Raw genomic sequence first — 15588 nt, forward strand, 5'->3', positions numbered from 1 at the left:
AAAAACCTATGAAGATTGATCGGTTGATAGAAACCTACGATCGCGGGGCGGTAGATTATGATGCAATTATGAAGCGTTATTGGCACATTGAGCGCGAACCGTTAATTGCTTCTTTGCAGCTTCAGCCAGGACAAACCGTACTAGATGCTGCGGTAGGAACAGGTCTTAATCTTCCAGCCTATCCTGAAGGTGTGCATGTCGTTGGTGTCGATCTTTCTCATAAAATGATGGATGAAGCACGTCAAAAGAACGTATCCGCAGACATCACCTTTAAGGTATCGGATATGTGCAATCTAGATTTTCCTGATAATAGTTTTGATGCAGCAGCGTCAGGATTTACCTTCTGTGTCGTTAAAGATCCAGTTCTTGCTCTTAAAGAAATCCTCCGAGTTACCAAACCTGGTGCATTTATTGCCATTCTCGATTACTGCAAATCCCAAGATCCAGAGATTCAGAAATGGCAAGAGTTAATAGCTGATGCAGCTTCACAGCTAGGCTTCCCCACTGGCAAAATCAAGTGGGATGCATTGATGGATTATGACGAATTGATTTACAACAGCAAGCTTCCCATTGAAGTGCTTGCGGACAATCGGATAGAAAATCCAAACCCGTTTTTGTGTGGTTGTCAATTACTGCTGAAAAATTCAAAAATTTAAAGGCAATAATATAGTCTCTGGTGCGTTACGGCTAATCCTAACTTTCTCAAAATCTCAAATTTTTGTATAGCCATAGCGCATCTTACTTAATATTTATTTTATAAAATAGACTGTCATCCAAAAATAAGCATAGTAAGGTGCGCTGCACTTGGCAACAAGACACCACCATCTACATCATTTAGGTTGACAGTAAGAATTCAGAATGCAGAAATCAAAATTAAGAAGATTTTGAGACTAAAGCTGAATAATTAAGAAGCTATAGCAGCCTTGATTGGATAATGATTATGACTTTTTAATTCTGAATTCTTACATTTTACAAGTGATTTTGAAACAGTTCTAGAACATGTTGCCAAGCATCAGGAGCAGCTTCGGGATTATAAATTGGGTTCTGGGTGATGAATGGATATTGGTCTTTAAAAAATCCGGCAAAGAATCCATGTCCAGCATTGTATCGGAATACACGATGATTGATTTGATGTTTCTTTAATTCTGCCTCAATTTGCTCGTTTTCTTCTTGCGAAACTAATGCATCTCTTGTACCAAAAAAAGCATAAATAGTACCTTGAATTTCCGAGGTGCGATTAATAGTTGGAATCTCTTCGCCATAACTAGAAGTAGTAATCCCACCACCATAGAAAGAAGCTGTTGCTTTGATATCGGGTAAAGTTGCAGCCATATAAGCAACATGACCGCCAAAACAGAAACCAATCACACCGATCGCATCATCTTTGACATTAGATAAAGTTTTGAGGTAAGCGATCGCAGCTTGAATATCGCTGAAAATCTCTTGATACTTAACTTGTTGATAATATTCCAAGCCTAGCCGATATGCTTCTGGGCTATAGCCAGCATCTTTTGGGCTAAAGTCAGCCTCAAAACCGGGAGCAGTACGTTGATACATCGCCGGAGCGATCGCTACATAACCTTGTTTAGCGATTAATTCGGTAATATCTCGAATATTACGATTGATTCCAAAAATTTCTGGAAAAACTATAACTGCGCCAAAGGTTCCATTTTGTGCTGGTTGAGCTAAGTAAGCATCGATTTCTAAGCCATTGTTAGGTACTTTGACATAAGAAGTGTGAATTTCGATGTTTGTTGTTTCTACCATCTTTGTTTCGGCTGCTTTTATACTAACTCATCTATTTTGACTGTTTTTTGATACCAATGGGTGATGTCTACAACGAGCAAAAACACCAAGGGTATTGCTCTACTCAATAGATATGATATTTCCAGAAATTTAAGTATGTGTTAGCCAGAACCTTTTTAGAGAGGTAGTTCTATTACCCATATCTATGCAAATCAGATGAATTTCTAACTTTTGAATAAATGGCATCTCAAACTTCTGGATGATACTAAGGGTTTTTGATTTGTGCGACCTTACATAGAGCAAGCAGAAAGACTCAAAATTAATAACCACAAGAAAAACAATGCCAGATCAAAGTTTTAGAACAAATATTCCCGAAATTGACCCAACAGAGATTGAAGATAATCGAACTGCGATCGCTGACGAACATCGCTCATTTTTAGAAAAAGTCCAGGTTAAAGCCGGATTTGCAGATCCCTATGATGCAAGAGACTTTACCGAAGTTGTGTTTCGCGTCATGCGCGACTTAATGACAACAGAAGCTAGCGATCGCGTCGCAGCAGAACTGCATACAGAGGCAGTGCCTACAGATGAGAAAGCGCTCCAGTTTGAAGTGTCCGATCTCTGGAAAGACACCAATCCAATTGTGGGATTTTTAAGCCGGGTTCGTCCACCTTGGAAAGGGCCAGGTATCTTCAATATCGATTCCGATCGCTTCCTGTTCCGAGTTGCTAATGAAAGTGGAATGCCGCGATCGGTCGAACGAGAGCAAGCGGTTAAAGCAGTGTTTTCTGCCACAAAAGACGAACTTTCCCAAGAGCGGATTCAGGAAATTGCTAGCTGGCTACCTGATTATGTCCGTCAGCTTTGGGAGCAAGCTTAATTAGAAGTATAGAAAAAGTCAAGCCTGTTTGCGATCGTTACCCGCAAACAGACTTTTCATAAAATACCAGTTGTGCATTTACTCGTCTGACTCTAGCAGTTGAGCAAGTTGATGTGCAGCTGCGTGAGAATTAAGTGGCGACCAAATAGGGTAAGTTGCTCCTTGCTCTAATGATGGCTCCTCATCCCTAGATAATTCTGAAACTAGAAACTGCATCACTTTCAGTTTGTCTGCACGAGTTAAATTTCGCAGGGTAGGAAATAGCTCTACGGCGTTCATAATTGTCATGCTGGAGATGAATCAAAATTTCTATCTTTACACAAATTTTATCAGGCTGCGTGGGAATTAAGCGGCTTTGAGATAGCGTGCGTTGCGCTTTGCGACAACGCACCCTACATTGGGGAATGGGATCTAAGGGAAAAGTGCATAGTGCCTACGCACTTTCAGCAAAACATATTCATTGTATTAAGCTTAAGAGAGAAGTTCGGATTAATCTATATGAATGACAAAAAACTAGGCTATGCCCAATATTATACTTACGAGGCAAGAAAAGATATGCGATGGTTACATCGTACTATTGAGTTGTTGCATCAACACCCGGAACGGGGAAAATATGAATCAGAAGAAGCAGGAGAGCTATTTACAAATGAGACGATAGGAGTAGGAAAAAAGTTAATTAAATTAATGGAGATAGAAAAACCAATATCAAAAGATATAAGCGAATTATACAATTTACTTAAATTTTACAAAGGTGTGCGTAATTACGATTGGGATGACATTTGTAAATATGTTGAAGAGTGGCATTGGGTCGCAAATATCTGGGATGATTTTGAGGGAATGATCGAATTAAATTTATGGAAAGAAGTTGAACCTAAACTTTATTCTATCGCCAAACCATTAATAGCAGAAGGTAAATTTATTCGCACTACTTCCAGTCCAGCACATTATGGCCATGTAGTATTCCATATTGAGCCGAAAATTGAAGACTAGACTATTCAAATTATCTGGCAGATTAACGATGAAAAAATTATTCCAGTTGATTATATTCCGGTAATTTTTGAAGGAATTATCGATGCCATAATTGAATATTTTCATAAGACAAATATTGCCCTAACATCTATGAAAATTATCGTGTACAATGGAAGTCATCACGAGGTTGATTCCAGACAAATTTCTTACCGAATAGCGGCAGCAATAGCTTGCCGTAAGGCTTTAGCAAATGCTGAATTCATTGGCATTCCCAGTCTTCGTACTTCAAACCATCAATACGGCTGAATTCGCGGGTGTTGTGGGTGACAAGTGTGAGATCATTTGCTAAGGCGATCGCAGCAATTAATAAATCATTTGCTCCAATTGGAGTTCCCAAAGCATTAAGACGAGCGCGAATATTTCCAGCTATTTTTGCAGCTTGACGATCCAGTGATAAATCAGCAAACTCAGCAAATAAATTTTCTAGATGAGTGAGGTTTCTATCAACGTTTGCGCTTTTGTAGGCTCCGTAATACAATTCGCTATAAACAACTGTACAAATGTAAATTTCTCTAGAAGGAATTAATAAAGTTTTTTGGGCGACAGGTGAATTTGGTGAATTCAGAATTTGGATACACGCATTTGTATCTAGGAGGTAGGCCATTGAATCTCCTCCCGTTCCTCAAAGGGAAGTTGTTCTGGACGTTCAAGCGGATCGCCTTCCCAACTACCTATTACTTCTTCAACAAATTTACGAGAGTATCCTAGTTCTTCCGGCGTTTTGGTTGGAGACTGTGAAGATTTTGGTATAACAGGTTGAAAGACAATCACTACATCTAATTCTTGGTTGGTAATTTCCGGTGGAAGCTGGATTTGCAGAATTCCATCATCACCAATATATGTTCTAATCTTAATGCTTTCCATAACTGACCTCCTAGCTTATTATATTATCAATATTTGGGCAAGTTTAACTTTGTTTATAAACCATTTCCATTTTCAACTTCTCAATCTCCAATCTCAACTTGTCATTCTCCATCCTCAACTTAGCATTCTCTTCTCTAATCAACTCAACTTCATTTCTCTTACTCAAAGCCTGATTAATCGCCAACTTTCGCATATCTAGAGAAAACCAACGCTGATAAGTTTGCGTATGAACTTGCACACTATGTCCCAAATTATCAGCCGCCGCTTTAATTGGTATTCCCAAAATATGCGCCCGAATTGCCCAAGCGTGGCGTAAATCATAGGGTTTAAAATCCAATCCTATTTTGCGGAACCACCAGCTAACTCGCTGTGTTAACGCCGTTATATCTGCATGATTAGTGTTATCTTTTTTAGCGATCGCACTCCCCAACATCTCCAAAAATTTAGGATTTCTCAAATCAAAGTCATCAATCCATTGTCTATATAATGGTAATGCTTCTCTTTCCCCAGTCTTACAATCTTTATGAACTTTCCAGGTTAAATCTGTATTTTCTTTACTCAACCACCAATCGATATTAGGATTAATAAAAAGTTCTCGTGGACGTAAACCAAAAACTGCTAACATTCCATACGTCCAGCGCCAAAGTTGCCAGCTATCTTGAACATTTTGATTTACTTGATTACCTCTATTATTCAAATAATCTTCAAATTTGATAATTCCATCAGCTATTTCCGCATCTGTAGGGATAGTGCGGGAGTTATTCTCAGGCATTTTGGAATATTTAGATAAATCGATTTCGATTTTAAATGTCATGCAAAATGCCGATATAGCTCTAGCTGCATTATACTTAGCCCATTCCTTATCGATGTGCTCAATTGAGCTTATCAAATTTTCTGCGATCGCTAAATCTTTAGGATTCGTAAATCGTTTAGTTCGGGAAAAGTAATAAAAAAAAGTATGTTCGCTTTTAGTAGTTCTTTTATGAGTCTTAAAATACTCGGCTTCAAATTCTTCGAGTAATTCTCCTATAGTCTTAAATTCTTTTTTAATTGCCTCATTACCTAAATATTTATCATTCCACTCAAAAGTTTTACGAGCGATTAACTTCCCTAATTCATAAGCTTCTTCCTCAGCCGTTTTCAGTCCATCCAAGTTAGAGGGAATATTTAAACTGATATTGTATTGCTTTCTACCAGTACCATTGCTATCTTTATCTCCCGGCTTAATTGGTAACGTCGCCCGTAATTGCAGACTTCCATTCGATTCTCTAATTGTCACCTTTGCCTTTGCAGACTTCAAACGCAGATTAACTTTCTCTAATTCTAGTACTACTTTCGTTCTCATGTGTTCTTTTTGCTGCTGTGCTTGCAGAGATGAGCAAAAAAACGGGCGATTTTTTAATCACCTTGGCTCAGGACAACATTTAGATGATGCGTGATATCATGTCCGCTTCATTGCTTATTAAACCCGAAGAAGCCCACCCTGCCAAAGCCTATCTTTGCCTCCCTGCCCCTAATCCCCAGAGGGGGCCCCGAGTTCCCCGCAAGCGGGGAGGGGTTCTTTTATTATGGGTAATTTAGCGGACATGATATGAGTCCTGAACCTAATTATGCTGTGTTTTTAGCCTATATTTAGTCTAAAAATAAATGTGCTATTAGCGAACAATGTTTATCGCTCACATTGCTTACTGCAAACATTAGGCTGTTGAAAATAATTAAACCACCAAAAGGATTACTCCGGCCCTTATCACGGTTATGACGGCTTCGCCATCTTCGCACGTGACATGGACTTGGCACTCAACAGCCCAACCTGGGGATTAATTGGCGCTCCTTGGAATGAAAAAGCTAACGCTAAGAAGGCTGAAGCTAAGGCTAAGGCTGCCGTTTAGGGAAATGGGAGAGTGAGATAAGTAAGGATAACCTGGGGCTAAAACCCCAGGGGGGAGTTGGGAATCCAAATTTCAAAATTGAAAGATTAAAAATTCGTTTTGATTTTTGCATTTTGAATTTTGAATCATATTCCCACTCCCGCCTTAAATCTTCATTCCTCAATCAGTAAAGAATTCAGTAACCTTGGAGATCCAGAAATGCCTCAGAATCCAGAAAAAATTCAAGATCACGTCGAGTTATTCCACCAACCAGAGTACCAAGAGCTATTTGAAAACAAAAAGCAGTTTGAAAACGGTCACGAAGCCGAAGAAGTCCAACGGGTTGCAGAGTGGACAAAGGGTTGGGATTATCGTGAAAAGAACTTCGCTCGTGAAGCTTTAACCGTTAACCCTGCTAAAGGTTGTCAACCATTGGGAGCAATCTTTGCTGCTGTTGGTTTTGAAGGTACTCTACCTTTCGTTCAAGGTTCTCAAGGTTGCGTTGCTTACTTCCGCACCCACTTAACCCGTCACTACAAAGAGCCATTCTCTGGTGTATCTTCTTCAATGACTGAAGATGCAGCCGTGTTTGGTGGTCTGCAAAACATGATTGACGGCTTGGCGAACTCTTACACTCTCTACAAGCCTAAGATGATCGCTGTCTGCACCACCTGTATGGCAGAAGTAATTGGTGATGACTTACAGTCTTTCATCAACAACGCTAAGGAAGCTGGTTCAGTTCCTCAAGATTTCCCAGTACCTTACGCTCACACTCCTAGCTTTGTCGGCTCCCACATCACTGGTTACGACAACATGATGAAGGGAATTCTTTCTAACTTGACCGCAGGTCATAAGAAAGAAACCAGCAATGGTAAAATCAACTTCATTCCAGGTTTTGACACCTACGTAGGTAACAACCGCGAAATCAAGCGGATTGCTTCTTTGTTCGGCTTTGACTACACAATTCTAGCCGACAACAGCGACTACCTCGATTCACCAAACACAGGTGAATTCAATATGTACCCAGGTGGTACAAAGCTAGAAGATGCAGCAGATTCAATCAATGCGAAAACTACGATCGCTCTGCAAGCACACTCCACCCTCAAAACCCGCGAGTATATCGAAAAAGAGTGGAAGCAACCAACCTCAGTTTCCCGTCCTTGGGGCATTAAGGGTACTGATGAGTTCTTGATGAAACTCAGCGAATTGAGTGGTATCCCAATTCCCGAACAATTGGAAATTGAACGCGGTCAGGCAGTTGATGCCATGACTGACTCCCACTCATGGCTTCACGGCAAGCGCTTCGCTATCTACGGCGAACCAGATTTAGTATACTGCGTAGTTGGCTTTATGCTAGAAATGGGTGCTGAACCTGTGCATATCTTGGTTCACAACAGCAACGAAGTATTTGAAGCAGAAATGAAAGAACTGCTTGCTTCTAGCCCCTTTGGTAGCAATGCAACTGTTTGGCCTGGTAAAGACCTGTGGCACATGCGTTCTTTGATGTTCACCGAACCCGTAGACTTGCTCATCGGTAACAGCTACGGTAAGTACCTGTGGCGCGACACCAAGACTCCCTTAGTGAGAATTGGCTATCCTATCATAGATCGTCACCACTTACACCGCTACACCACCATCGGTTATCAAGGTATAATCAACCTCCTTAACTGGGTTGTAAATACCCTGTTTGAAGAAATCGATCGCAACACCAATATTCCTTCTAAGACAGATATTTCCTACGACTTGATTCGTTAGAAATTGCGTAGAAACACAACGTGTTAATTAAAGGGTAAAGAAGGGGAATAGGGATTGGGGACTGGGGACTGGGGACTGGGGATTGGGAAAACGCCCAATACCCAATACCCCTGCCCAAGACCTAATTCCCAATCCCCAACTCCCCTTTTTCTTGATAGCATTTACCCAAGGGATTTATACATGGAAACCATCAATCACACTCACGAACACACTCACACTCATCCTCATCCTAATTACCATCCACCTAATCAGAAAAAACCAGGGTGGTTCCACAATCTTCTTAATCCGTTGCGGCGTGTAGTGGATGGAATTCAGGTTAAAAATAATCGCATCGCTCATCTAATTTGCCAAACAATTCCTTGTTGTTGTCCCTTTGAGCGACAAATTAAATTATTTGGGAAGTCTATTGATATCCCACCACTATGTAAACTCAATCCTTTATATGACGAATTTGTAGGATTGCGTTTCCGCGCTCTATCTTACCTTGCCGATGTATGTGGAGAGGATGTCACTAAATACATTTGTTAGTCATTGGTCATTGGTCATTAGTCATTGGTCATTAGTTATTGGTCATTAGTTGTTAGTTATTCAAAGGACAAATGACAAATGACAAAGGACAATTAACAATTAAGAGAAGAGAGATGAAAAGCACCCAAGGTAAAATCAACGAACTGCTGACTGAGACAGGATGCGAGCATAATCAGCACAAACAAGCGGAAAAGAAAAATAAATCATGCGCCCAACAGGCACAACCAGGCGCGGCTCAAGGGGGCTGTGCCTTTGATGGTGCAATGATTTCTCTAGTACCGATCGCAGATGCAGCGCATCTAGTCCACGGGCCGATCGCCTGTGCTGGTAATTCCTGGGGCAGTCGTGGTAGTCTCTCGTCTGGCCCTCTACTCTACAAAATGGGCTTTACGACTGACTTGGGTGAAAATGATGTCATCTTTGGCGGCGAAAAGAAACTCTACAAAGCGATTCTGGAACTCAAAGAGCGCTACCAACCCGCAGCAGTATTTGTCTATGCCACTTGCGTTACAGCCTTAATTGGCGATGATATGGATGCTGTCTGCAAAGCTGCGGCTGAGAAAATTGGTATTCCTGTTGTTCCCGTCATTGCCCCAGGATTCATTGGCAGTAAAAATCTGGGCAACCGTTTTGGCGGTGAAGCTTTGTTAGAATATGTTGTCGGAACAGCAGAACCGGAACATACAACGCCCTATGATATTAACTTAATCGGTGAATACAACATCGCCGGTGAAATGTGGGGAGTAACACCACTGTTAGAAAAGTTAGGCATCCGTATTCTGTCTAAAATTACGGGCGATGCTCGCTACGATGAAATTCGCTACGCCCACCGCGCCAAGCTCAACGTCATGATCTGCTCGCGAGCGCTGCTGAATATGGCGAGAAAGATGGAGGAGCGTTACAACATCCCTTACATTGAAGAGTCTTTCTACGGCATCGATGATATGAATCGCTGTCTGCGAAATATCGCTGCTAAATTAGGTGACGCTGATTTACAGGAGCGGACAGAAAAGCTTATTGCAGAAGAAACGGCTGCTTTAGATTTGGCACTGGCTCCTTATCGCGCTCGACTCAAAGGTAAGCGGGTTGTGTTGTATACAGGTGGTGTTAAGAGTTGGTCGATTATCTCGGCTGCTAGAGACTTAGGCATTGAAGTTGTTGCTACTAGTACTCGGAAAAGTACTGAAGAAGATAAAGCCAAAATCAAGAAGTTGCTCGGCAACGATGGCATCATGTTGGAGAAGGGCAACGCTCAAGAATTGCTACAAGTGGTTAAAAACACTCGCGCAGATATGCTGATTGCTGGTGGACGTAACCAATACACCGCTTTGAAAGCTCGAATTCCTTTCCTTGACATCAACCAAGAACGTCACCATCCTTATGCAGGTTATGTGGGAATGATTGAGATGGCGCGGGAATTGTACGAAGCTCTGTATAGCCCGATTTGGGAACAAATACGCAAACCCGCTCCTTGGGAAGAAGAGGAAGAAGTTTAATGGCGATCGTTACCACTTCTAACAAAGCACTGACAGTTAATCCCCTCAAGCAAAGTCAAGCTTTGGGCGCAACCTTAGCCTTTTTGGGATTGAAAGGGACAATGCCCTTATTCCACGGTTCTCAAGGTTGTACTGCTTTCGCTAAAGTTGTCCTAGTGCGGCATTTCCGGGAAGCGATTCCCCTAGCTACGACGGCGATGACGGAAGTCACTACTATCTTGGGTGGTGAAGAGAATGTGGAGCAAGCAATTCTGACTCTGGTGGAAAAGGCTAACCCAGAAATTATTGGTTTATGTAGTACTGGGTTAACGGAAACTAGAGGCGATGATATTGAAGGTTTTCTTAAGGAAATCCGCGATCGCCATCCCGAATTGAATGATTTAGCGATCGTTTTTGCCCCCACCCCAGATTTTAAAGGTGCGTTACAAGATGGCTTTGCTGTCGCTGTCGAAAGCATAGTTAAGGAAATTCCTCGCGCGGGTGGACTCAGGACTGAACAAGTCACGATTTTGGCGGGTTCTGCTTTCACACCTGGGGATGTACAGGAAATCAAAGAGATGGTCACGTCTTTTGGACTAGTGCCGATCTTTGTACCTGACCTTGGCGCTTCTCTAGATGGACATTTAGAGGATAGTTACAGTGCGGTTACAGTCAGTGGGACTACCTTAAAACAGCTACGAGAAGTCGGTAGTTCTGCCTTTACCCTGGCATTGGGTGAAAGTATGCGGGGGGCTGCGAAGATTCTGGAAGAACGCTTTGGCACGCCTTACGAAGTGTTTAGCGAACTGACTGGATTAGAACCAGTAGATGAATTTATCCAAGCATTGGCGATTCTGAGCGGTAACAGCGTACCCGAAAAATACCGCCGCCAACGTCGTCAGTTGCAAGATGCAATGCTGGACACCCACTTTTACTTCGGTGCAAAAAGAGTTTCCTTAGCACTGGAACCAGATTTGCTGTGGTCAACCGTGCATTTCCTGCAATCGATGGGAGCGCAAATTCATGCAGTGGTGACAACCACGCGATCGCACCTCTTAGAAAAACTCCCGGTTAAAAGCATTACCATCGGCGACTTGGAAGACTTTGAGAGTTTAGCGGGCGGTTCTGATTTGCTGATTGGTAACTCGAATGTGGGTGCGATCGCTAAACAGCTCTCAATTCCTCTTTATCGTCTAGGATTGCCCATTTATGACCGCTTAGGTAATGGACAATTTACCAAAGTTGGTTATCGAGGCACGATGGAGCTTTTATTTGGCATCGGCAACCTATTTTTAGAGGCAGAAGAAGCGAGAGTTAAACAATTCCAAGAGTTCGGAATTGTGAGCGCTGAGTTTTGAATTCACACTTGAAATTCAAAACAGTTCAGTTAAAAGTCGATCCTCCCTAACCCTCCTCAAAAAGAGGGAATGAAGCCAATCTTAAGCCCCCCTTTTTAAGGGGGGTTGGGGGGATCTTCCGAGGCTAAATATTACTAACTGAACCGGATTGCTTCAAAATTCAAAACTTAGGAGAATTACGATGAAAATTGCCTTCACCACAAGTGACCGAGTTCATATTAACGCCCACTTCGGATGGGCAAAAATGATTGATGTTTACGAAATTTCCGATGAGGGATATCACTTCGTAGAAACCCTCAACTTTGAAGGCGAACTCAAAGAAGATGGGAATGAAGACAAAATCAACCCAAAACTTGAGGCAATAGGCGACTGTACGATTATTTATGTAACAGCAATTGGTGGTAGCGCCGCCGCTCGGTTAATCAAAAAAGGTGTCACCCCAGTCAAGGCGCGATCGGAAGAAGAAGAAATTAGTGAAGTGCTAAATAAGCTAGTGAAAACCCTCAAAGGTAATCCTCCACCTTGGTTGCGTAAAGCTTTACAGCCAAAAACCACAAACTTTGCTGATGAAATTGAAGACGAAGCAAAAGTATGACCACAAATAATAGTGTTAACGGAACTGCTACAACAGAAGTCTTGAACTCACCTTTCCTGAAGGTATTAATCAAACAAATCCGTGGTCAAGACAGTTATGGAGTTTATCGTACTTGGTCGGATGAATTGATTCTCAAACCCTTTATTGTCACCAAACAAAAGAAACGGGAAATCTCCGTTGAGGGTGAAGTCGATCCGATCACACAAGCACGAATTATGGCATTTTTTCGAGCTGTAGCGGCTGGGATTGAACAAGAAACAGGTTTAATATCCCAGGTTGTGGTTGATTTAAGCCATGAAGGATTTGGCTGGGCGCTAGTTTTTTCTGGTCGTCTCTTGCTAGCTGTAAAAACTTTGCGAGATGCTCAACGCTTTGGCTTTGACTCAGTAGAGAAATTAGCAGAAGAGGGAGAAAACTACGTCAAAAAAGGTCTTGATTTAGCGAAACGCTTTCCTGAAGTTGGCAACCTGTAACAATTTTAGATTTTGGATTTTGGATTTAAGTCTTAATCACTAGTTTCATCACCATTTGATTAAAACAATATTATCCAATCCAAAATTTAAAATCTAAAATCTAAAATCCAATGTGGAGTGGCTGATTGTGCAAGCAGAAGAAACGAGTATTGAGGAAATACAAGGAAAAATCAGACGGCTCAACAGCAAAGCAGGTCAAATGAAAATGGATCTGCATGATTTAGCCGAAGGACTGCCAACAGATTACACACAACTTATGGATGTTGCCGCTGCAACTTATGAAATCTATCGCCAGTTAGATGAACTTAAGCAACATCTGAAACAATTGGAGAATGCGAAATGACTGGAACAATTGATGAATTAAAGAAGCTCGTAGATGCAGAAGAATTTTTTCAATTCTTTAATATGTCCTACGATGTAGAAGTTGTGAATGTCAATCGTCTACATATTCTGAAAAAGTTTTCTCAATACATACAGGAAATTGATAATAATTCTCCTGACTTGAGCCAAGAAGAGAAACTCAATCAATATTCTTTAGCTTTGCAAAAAGCTTATCAGGTATTTATCGAATCAACACCTCACGAACAAAAGCTGTTCAAAGTGTTTAACGACAAGCCGAAAAATGTAGTCACACTGACAGAAATCACTTCTGATTAGGAGGTATAAATTGGTTAACCTAACGCCTACCGAATTAGAACGCTATCGTCGCCAAATGATGCTTCCGAATTTTGGCGAAGCAGCACAGAAACGCTTGAAGTCAGCGACAGTTTTGGTTACAGGTGTGGGGGGATTAGGCGGTACGGCGGCGCTTTACTTAGCAGTAGCGGGCGTTGGGCGGCTAATCCTAGTCCGGGGTGGTGACTTGCGGCAAGATGATATGAATCGTCAGGTTCTCATGACTGATGATTGGGTAGGTAAGCCAAGGGTATTCAAAGCTAAAGAAACTCTGGATGCGATTAATCCTGATGTCCAAGTGGAAGCTGTTCATGATTACATCACCCCGGAAAATGTAGATTCGTTAGTGCAATCTGCTGATATGGCTCTTGATTGCGCCCACAATTTTACAGAGCGCAATTTGTTAAATGAAGCCTGTGTGCGATCGCGTAAGCCAATGGTAGAAGCCGCAATGAATGGCATGGAGGCTTACCTAACGACGATTATTCCTGGTGTGACTCCTTGTTTATCTTGTCTGTTTCCAGAAAAGCCTGATTGGGATCAGCGTGGCTTTTCAGTTCTAGGCGCTGTTTCTGGAACACTAGCTTGTTTAACAGCACTGGAAGCTATCAAGTTGATCACCGGGTTTAGTCAGCCTCTATTATCGCAATTGCTGACAATCGACCTCAATCGGATGGAATTTGCTAAACGCCGTTCTCACCGCGATCGCTCTTGTCCAGTATGCGGCAATAGTGCGCCTTGGAGACACGCGCAATCCAATTCTATGGAACCTACAGGGATTGCACAAAATACTTAATTTTGTCATTGGTCATTAGTCATTGGTCATTAGTGAATAACAAAGGACAAAGGACAAATGACGAAGGACAACTGACAACCCACACCTGAAATCAGAACAACCAATCGCTACAAATCAGGAGAACTGATGGCCGTTATTTTATCAGAAAAAGCAGAATTTCATCTGCGGGCATTCCTCAAAGGTTCCGCACCCGATGCTAATGGCGCAACTAAAGGTGTTCGCATCTCGGTAAAAGATGGTGGTTGCAGTGGCTATGAATATGCAATTGATATCACCAGCAAGCCCCAACCAGATGATCTAGTAAGTCAGCAAGGCAAAGTACTAGTTTACGTCGATGCCAAAAGTGCGCCGTTATTAGACGGAGTTATCGTTGACTTCGTTGAGGGAGTGATGGAAAGCGGTTTCAAATTCATCAACCCCAATGCAACTGATACCTGCGGTTGTGGAAAGTCCTTCAAAACAGACGACGGTACGCCTACTGGTGTACCTTGCAGCTAACATCATTCCGTTAGCGCTAAGTCAATTTTAGAAGCACTCCGCAGAATTTCAATGCCCTTGAGGTAGATTCTAGTTCGTGTTGCATCCCTTACCCCTATAGAGAAGCTGACTAAACTTAGCATCTCTGTAAGAAGAAGGGAAGCAAAAAGTAGGATAGGTTGCTCAAAAACTTCAGAAATTAGACCAACTGTATAACGTTTGAGGAGAATCGGAAAATGGCTTCCTACCAAGTTAGATTAATCAACAAAAAAGAAGACATCGACACCACAATTGAAGTTGACGAAGAGACCACCATCTTAGAAGCAGCAGAAGAAAATGGTATTGAGTTGCCCTTTTCATGTCATGCAGGTTCCTGCTCTAGCTGTGTTGGTAAAGTTGTCGAAGGTGAAGTGAATCAAGACGATCAAAACTTTTTAGATGACGATCAGGTTTCTAAAGGATACGCTCTACTTTGTGTAACTTATCCTCGTTCTAATTGCACAATTAAGACTCATCAAGAAGCATATCTGGTCTAAGTTACTACTTTGGTTGCTGCCTTTAGCGACCAAATAAAACATGAAGGATGAAGGATGAAAATATACTTCCTTCTTCCTTTCACAATTCCTAATTTATAATTAAAATGTTTACCAGCTTTAGTGTTACTGGCTGTTCATTAGAGTTATTGAGAACAGGAGAGCGAGGAATCGTAATTTTCTGCAAAACTCAGGATGAAACAATCTTGAAAAAACTTATATCAATGGGAATAATAACAGGAACTCATATCATTTTCAAGCAAGATTTTCCCTCTTTTATCCTCAATATCAATAACAAAGATTTTGTACTAGATTTAGAAAGTGTCCGAGCGATTTATGTTCGCGTTATTGATAATTCCATTAATTAGCATTTATGTATAGCCTTACTTAATTATTTATGAGAAATAAAATCCCCGACTTTTTAAATAAGTCAGGGATCTATGATTTTCAATTATTAAAAATCTAATATGATTGCTGTAATTACACTAAACTAAGCTATTGCATTCTTTTGGTCACTAAATTATATAAATGCAATT

At 41.5% G+C, this 15588-nt stretch carries 20 protein-coding genes and 2 pseudogenes; 17 read left to right on the forward strand and 5 right to left on the reverse strand.

From position 1 onward, the window contains the following. The first annotated feature begins 8 nt into the window (after positions 1-8). Complete coding sequence (locus tag CDG77_RS00840) at positions 9-656, forward strand: class I SAM-dependent methyltransferase (protein ID WP_094327411.1); 648 nt, start codon at positions 9-11, stop codon at positions 654-656. Positions 657-969: 313 nt separating this feature from the next. On the opposite strand, the gene CDG77_RS00845 is transcribed toward CDG77_RS00840, so the two are convergent. Then, positions 970-1767: a dienelactone hydrolase family protein gene (locus tag CDG77_RS00845; protein WP_094327412.1), complete on the reverse strand. Its 798-nt coding sequence runs from the start codon at positions 1765-1767 to the stop codon at positions 970-972. A gap of 319 nt (positions 1768-2086) precedes the next feature. On the opposite strand from CDG77_RS00845, the gene CDG77_RS00850 reads away from it, so the two are divergent. Then, entirely contained in the window at positions 2087-2626 is a 540-nt protein-coding gene (locus CDG77_RS00850) for a DUF2267 domain-containing protein (protein ID WP_094327413.1), read from the forward strand. Between the two features lie 78 nt (positions 2627-2704). Here CDG77_RS00850 and CDG77_RS00855 read toward each other — a convergent pair whose 3' ends face one another. Continuing rightward, on the reverse strand, positions 2705-2905 hold the full coding sequence (locus CDG77_RS00855) for a hypothetical protein (protein ID WP_094327414.1): 201 nt from the start codon (positions 2903-2905) through the stop codon (positions 2705-2707). Positions 2906-3124: 219 nt separating this feature from the next. On the opposite strand from CDG77_RS00855, the gene CDG77_RS00860 reads away from it, so the two are divergent. Further along, a complete protein-coding gene (locus CDG77_RS00860) occupies positions 3125-3616 on the forward strand; it encodes a hypothetical protein (RefSeq protein WP_143856942.1) in 492 nt (163 codons plus the stop codon). A gap of 63 nt (positions 3617-3679) precedes the next feature. After that, positions 3680-3901, forward strand: a complete 222-nt coding sequence (locus CDG77_RS39010; RefSeq protein WP_223269681.1) for a hypothetical protein — start codon at positions 3680-3682, stop codon at positions 3899-3901. Here CDG77_RS39010 and CDG77_RS00865 read toward each other — a convergent pair. The 3 genes and pseudogenes from CDG77_RS00865 to CDG77_RS00875 all read right to left on the reverse strand — a co-directional run. Beyond that, positions 3855-4259, reverse strand: coding sequence for a type II toxin-antitoxin system VapC family toxin (locus CDG77_RS00865; protein WP_094327416.1), 405 nt, complete (start codon positions 4257-4259; stop codon positions 3855-3857). The genes CDG77_RS39010 and CDG77_RS00865 overlap by 47 nt on opposite strands. Continuing rightward, positions 4244-4519 (reverse strand): hypothetical protein, encoded by a 276-nt coding sequence (locus CDG77_RS00870; RefSeq protein WP_094327417.1) that lies wholly within the window; start codon positions 4517-4519, stop codon positions 4244-4246. The genes CDG77_RS00865 and CDG77_RS00870 overlap by 16 nt, the downstream gene beginning before the upstream one ends. 43 nt (positions 4520-4562) lie before the next feature. Continuing rightward, positions 4563-5906: pseudogene (locus CDG77_RS00875) on the reverse strand (site-specific integrase); the annotation flags it as partial. 334 nt (positions 5907-6240) lie between these two features. Between CDG77_RS00875 and CDG77_RS39015 the strand changes: the two are divergent. The 13 genes and pseudogenes from CDG77_RS39015 to CDG77_RS00940 form a co-directional block, all read left to right on the forward strand. Next, positions 6241-6408 (forward strand): annotated as a pseudogene (locus CDG77_RS39015) (nitrogenase molybdenum-iron protein alpha chain); the annotation flags it as partial. Positions 6409-6606: 198 nt separating this feature from the next. Then, positions 6607-8142 (forward strand): nitrogenase molybdenum-iron protein subunit beta, encoded by a 1536-nt coding sequence (nifK, locus tag CDG77_RS00885; RefSeq protein ID WP_094327420.1) that lies wholly within the window; start codon positions 6607-6609, stop codon positions 8140-8142. A gap of 180 nt (positions 8143-8322) precedes the next feature. After that, positions 8323-8670 (forward strand): Mo-dependent nitrogenase C-terminal domain-containing protein, encoded by a 348-nt coding sequence (locus CDG77_RS00890; protein WP_094327421.1) that lies wholly within the window; start codon positions 8323-8325, stop codon positions 8668-8670. Between the two features lie 113 nt (positions 8671-8783). Continuing rightward, the gene (gene nifE / locus CDG77_RS00895; RefSeq protein WP_094327487.1) at positions 8784-10166 is read left to right on the forward strand and encodes a nitrogenase iron-molybdenum cofactor biosynthesis protein NifE; all 1383 of its coding nucleotides are present in this window, start codon (positions 8784-8786) and stop codon (positions 10164-10166) included. Then, positions 10166-11503, forward strand: coding sequence for a nitrogenase iron-molybdenum cofactor biosynthesis protein NifN (gene nifN, locus CDG77_RS00900; RefSeq protein ID WP_094327422.1), 1338 nt, complete (start codon positions 10166-10168; stop codon positions 11501-11503). Before nifE ends, nifN begins: the two co-directional genes overlap by 1 nt. A 181-nt stretch (positions 11504-11684) precedes the next feature. After that, the gene (gene nifX / locus CDG77_RS00905) at positions 11685-12098 is read left to right on the forward strand and encodes a nitrogen fixation protein NifX (RefSeq protein ID WP_094327423.1); all 414 of its coding nucleotides are present in this window, start codon (positions 11685-11687) and stop codon (positions 12096-12098) included. Next, complete coding sequence (locus CDG77_RS00910) at positions 12095-12571, forward strand: NifX-associated nitrogen fixation protein (RefSeq protein ID WP_094327424.1); 477 nt, start codon at positions 12095-12097, stop codon at positions 12569-12571. The genes nifX and CDG77_RS00910 overlap by 4 nt, the downstream gene beginning before the upstream one ends. 127 nt (positions 12572-12698) lie before the next feature. Then, on the forward strand, positions 12699-12914 hold the full coding sequence (locus tag CDG77_RS00915; RefSeq protein ID WP_094327488.1) for a CCE_0567 family metalloprotein: 216 nt from the start codon (positions 12699-12701) through the stop codon (positions 12912-12914). Beyond that, positions 12911-13228 (forward strand): nitrogenase-stabilizing/protective protein NifW, encoded by a 318-nt coding sequence (gene nifW, locus CDG77_RS00920; protein WP_094327425.1) that lies wholly within the window; start codon positions 12911-12913, stop codon positions 13226-13228. The genes CDG77_RS00915 and nifW overlap by 4 nt, the downstream gene beginning before the upstream one ends. A gap of 10 nt (positions 13229-13238) precedes the next feature. Then, entirely contained in the window at positions 13239-14042 is an 804-nt protein-coding gene (locus CDG77_RS00925) for a HesA/MoeB/ThiF family protein (protein ID WP_094327426.1), read from the forward strand. 126 nt (positions 14043-14168) lie between these two features. Further along, positions 14169-14540 carry a HesB/IscA family protein gene (locus CDG77_RS00930; protein ID WP_094327427.1) on the forward strand — a complete coding sequence of 124 codons (372 nt, stop codon included), beginning with the start codon at positions 14169-14171 and terminating at the stop codon, positions 14538-14540. Between the two features lie 215 nt (positions 14541-14755). Then, on the forward strand, positions 14756-15055 hold the full coding sequence (locus tag CDG77_RS00935; RefSeq protein ID WP_069069799.1) for a 2Fe-2S iron-sulfur cluster-binding protein: 300 nt from the start codon (positions 14756-14758) through the stop codon (positions 15053-15055). 104 nt (positions 15056-15159) lie between these two features. Beyond that, positions 15160-15420, forward strand: a complete 261-nt coding sequence (locus CDG77_RS00940) for a FeoA family protein (protein ID WP_094327428.1) — start codon at positions 15160-15162, stop codon at positions 15418-15420. The last annotated feature ends 168 nt before the right edge of the window (positions 15421-15588 follow it).

Source organism: Nostoc sp. 'Peltigera membranacea cyanobiont' 213 (assembly GCF_002245975.1).
In the GTDB taxonomy this organism is placed as follows: Bacteria; Cyanobacteriota; Cyanobacteriia; order Cyanobacteriales; family Nostocaceae; genus Nostoc.